This window comes from Streptococcus sp., from assembly GCF_041802885.1.
Taxonomy (GTDB): Bacteria; Bacillota; Bacilli; order Lactobacillales; family Streptococcaceae; genus Streptococcus.
On the sequence record NZ_JBHCHN010000047.1, the window covers coordinates 1 to 4030 of the forward strand.

Genomic DNA, 4030 nt, shown 5'->3' on the forward strand with positions numbered 1-4030 from the left:
CGCTAGCACCTTCAATAGCACCTGTTGTTTTATTGACAGCGCCGGGTGAGCTGATGGCAACACCTGTAATTTGATACAGTTGCTCATAGTTTTTAACTAGTTCTGTTAGTACTTCATAGTAAGCAGTCAATGATGTTGGTGTCGGAAAACTTCCTTTCTGACTGAGTGCACCTTTACGAAAGAGAGCATATTTAATACTCGTACCGCCAACATCAATTGTGAGTAATGACATCTTCCACTCCTTCTTTAATTCTCTAATCAAGACTAAGTGACCAAGCACACGTCTCCAGACGCGACTTATTCAGCCAAGTTGACCCCATCCAATAGTTCAAATTCGATGACGGTATCTAAGTCATCTGGCAGACTATCAAACCAAGGAAGCTCAAGGAAGGCATCATTTGGAAACTTGGAAACATTCCAAGGTCGATCCATATTTAACCTCGTCCCATCAGATAAAAGCGTCGCTGACTTCAATTTCCCTTCTAAACCAGCCAAGGGAAGTGGCCCTACGCCTCTTTCATAGATATGGGCATAGAGTTTCGCACCTTGACTAGCTGTTGCTGGTTTGTAAGTATATCTCCCCCACTCTGGTTTATCAACTGGCGCTGCTTGACAGTCATAAATACTCGCAGCATTTTGATCCATCCATTTTCCAATCGCAACCAGACGTTCGGCTGCTAGTTCTGGAAAGTGACCTCTGGCATCTGGCCCAACATTGAGTAATAAATTCCCATTTTTACTCACTGCGTCGACCAGAGCGTGAATCAAAGTCTTACTACTTTTATAGGCAAATGGGTTATTGGTATAACCCCAAGTGTGATTCATGGTAATCGCTGCTTCCCAAGGCACGAGTTCGCCTTTTTCGTTCATCATGCCTTTCGGGGGAAGCAATTGTTCTGGTGATGTGAAGTCTCCTGCATACAGTTCAGGATCTGCTACTAGCATCCCACCGTTTGATCCGATTCGATTATTGTAAATCAAGTCAGTCTGTAAGTCATGCATCATGGCCACAAGCTGAGTAGCGCGCCAAGTATCGCCTTTCATGTTAGGGAGACCTGTTTCAACTGGATTATTATAGGAAAAATCATACCACATGATGTCGATTTTGCCATAGTTGGTGAGTAATTCACGAATTTGACCATGCATATCATCCAGATAACGATTCAAGTCTCTCTGAGGTTCTTCTTCAAATGCCTTGGGATCTGTTCGCATGGGATGCTGCAAATCACCATAATGTGGGAAATCAAAGTGATGCCAATCAATCAATGAATAATAAAACCCAATCTTGATACCTTCTGCGCGAAAAGCCTCAACAAATTCACGGACAAGATCTCTATTCAATGTCTTTTGGGTTGAATAATCTGTTAGCTTAGAATTAAAAAGACAAAACCCGTCGTGATGTTTAGTTGTCAGAACGGCATATTTCATTCCTGCTAACTTAGCAAGTCGCGCCCACTCCTGCATGCAATTTTCTTCCGGAGAAAAAGCATCAATATAGACTTGATAAGCTTCATCTGTCATCTTTTCATGGCTTTTCAACCACTCTGATTTTCCATTGACAGCATAGGCACCAAAGTGAATAAATAAACCAAAACGATTTTTTTGAAATTCCGGTATTTTCATGTCTTTTTCCTTTGACTTAAGATTTTGTTTTTACAACTGGGTATTCTTTTTTTGAAATTTGATAACCGTGTAATGTTCAGCAAACTTGGGACACTTTGTCGTTTCAAACGATAGGTCAAGGATTGAGCCATCGTTTAAAAAGGTAAGTTGTGATGTTACCTGTGACAAGTCTAGTAAATCTTTCAAGGTGAGTTGACTGCTTATAGCAAAGCCATAGACTGTGCCTTCCTTTTCAACAAAGTCAAATGCCAACCTTTGATTAAATTGAATAGGGCGCGTGCTGTAGATTGCTTGACCATATTGTGACAACCACTCTCCCAATTGCCCCATAATGTCTAGAGCGGGTTCAGGCAAGGTCCCATCTGGCTTTGGACCAACACCTAAAATCACGTTACCACCCATGCAGACAATTTTAACCACACTTTCAAGGATTTCCTCAAAAGGTTTGTACTGATCATTTGGTACATAACCCCAGTTTTTAGCTAGCGGTATGTTACTCTCCCAAGCCTTGAGTGGGGCTAACTCAGGAATTTTTCTTTCTGGTGTGACGTAATTTTCATACTTTCCACCAATTGTACGGTCTACAATCAATAAATCTGGTTGATCTTTTCGAACCTTCTGAGCGATTTGATCCATGTCCAAATATTCATTGTGACCAGCATTTACCCAGCCACCATCCAGCCAAAGGATATCCAATGGGCCGTAATGCTCACTAATTTCTGTTAATTGATTGGTGACAAACTGGTTAAACTTAGCCCACATTTCTGGCTTTTCTTTTGGATCATAGGAAGCTAAACGCCCCTTTGCCGACTCGCCCGGCACCCAATAATACGGCGAATGCCAATCGTGTTTTGAATAATAGGCACCAATACCTAATCCGACTTCACGAAAGGCTGAAACAACCTGGCCAAACGCATCTGCCCGTGGATCATTTTGGAAGATAGCATCTCCTCCCGTCAGTTTGTAATCACTGAACTGTGTGTCGTACATGGCAAACCCATCGTGGTGCTTGGTCGTAAAGATCATATACTTAAAACCAGCTGCTTGACAAGCTTTTGCCCACTCGGCCGCATCAAATTTTGTTGGATTAAACGCTTGATCCAAAGCCCAATAATCATGTCTTAGCTCATCAATTTGATCCCGCCAAGCCCCCTTTTTTCTAGCCCAGTCATCTTCTTCGGATAACTGCCAAGACTCAACAATGCCTGCCTCCGCATAAAGACCCCAATGAAAAATGACGCCAATTTTTTGATCCTGAAACCACTCCAGTTTTTCTTGCACCTCTTTTGCTAAGTTACCATAGGCTTCTTGCTCAGCTTCTAAATTTTCTTCGATATCTTCACGTTTTTTTACCATTATCATATCCCTCAGTAAGCTCTATTTAAAGCTTGTTACTCAAACTCTGTCGCTTCAAACCCATTATTTTCAGTCAATGTCTTGAACCAAAGGCCTGATTTTTTGACTGTCCGCTTTTGATGATCTGCTAGATCAACACTGTAAAACCCATAGCGATTGCGATAGCCATTTAACCAAGACCAGCAGTCCGCAAAAGTCCAGGCATGATAGCCAAAGCAATGACTGCCCGCTTCAATCCCTCGCTGTAATTGGACCAAATGTTCCTGCATAAAGGCAATGCGATAATCATCTTGAATCATTCCCGTTTTATCTGCAAACCGCGCTTCATCCGCAACCCCCATGCCATTTTCAGAAACAAACCAAGGGATATTATGATACTTCGTTTTCATGAGCATGGCAACATCATATAAGGCTTCAGGATAGATTTCCCAACCTCTGTACTCATTCATCCGACGGTTGGGCCAGACATAGCTGGCATACAAATCTGATGGATCTTCTGCTGGCTGTTTGCCATCTAACTTGGCTTGTACTCGGAAAGGCTGATAGTAATTCATACCAACAAAATCTACTGGATTATTTGCAATCAAGGCTTTGTCACCAGCAACCGTTTTTGGTAAAAGTTGATTTGCTGCAAGAATCTCGATTAGAAAATCTGGGACCTGACCTAAAACCGTTGTATCTAGGAAAGAAAAGATATTGAGATGATCTGCTATCTCTTTTGCTCTTAAATCTTCTGGTGCATCACTTTTCGCATAAGCAGGTGAAATATTCAGAAGAATGCCGATCTTTGCATTTTCTATTTGCAATTTTCGAAACTCCGAGACGGCTTTGATATGGGCCATTAAAGTGTGATAACCAGCTTGTACTGCTTTTTTGAAATCGTGAATGGCCGGATAATGATATCCTTGTAGATAGCTACACTCAATGTGAACCATGGGTTCATTAAAGGTTGTCCAATTTTGCACCAAATCCCCGAACGCTTGAAAGGCGGTTTTGGCATAGCAGGCAAAAGTATCAACAGACTCGCGCGATTCCCAAACCCCTTTCTCCA

3 protein-coding genes and 1 pseudogene are annotated in these 4030 nt (G+C 42.0%); all 4 read right to left on the reverse strand.

Annotated features, from left to right (window positions below):
• Nucleotides 1–232, reverse strand: a 232-nt coding sequence (locus tag ACEYCN_RS06090) for an ROK family protein (protein ID WP_373713408.1), incomplete at its 3' end; no start/stop codon positions are given.
• Between the two features lie 65 nt (nt 233–297).
• A pseudogene (locus ACEYCN_RS06095) lies at nt 298–1632 on the reverse strand (alpha-L-fucosidase); the annotation flags it as partial.
• A 21-nt stretch (nt 1633–1653) separates the two neighbouring features.
• The gene (locus ACEYCN_RS06100) at nt 1654–2979 is read right to left on the reverse strand and encodes an alpha-L-fucosidase (protein ID WP_373713409.1); all 1326 of its coding nucleotides are present in this window, start codon (nt 2977–2979) and stop codon (nt 1654–1656) included.
• A gap of 35 nt (nt 2980–3014) precedes the next feature.
• A partial coding sequence (locus ACEYCN_RS06105; protein ID WP_373713410.1) for a glycoside hydrolase family 1 protein occupies nt 3015–4030 on the reverse strand: 1016 nt, incomplete at its 5' end.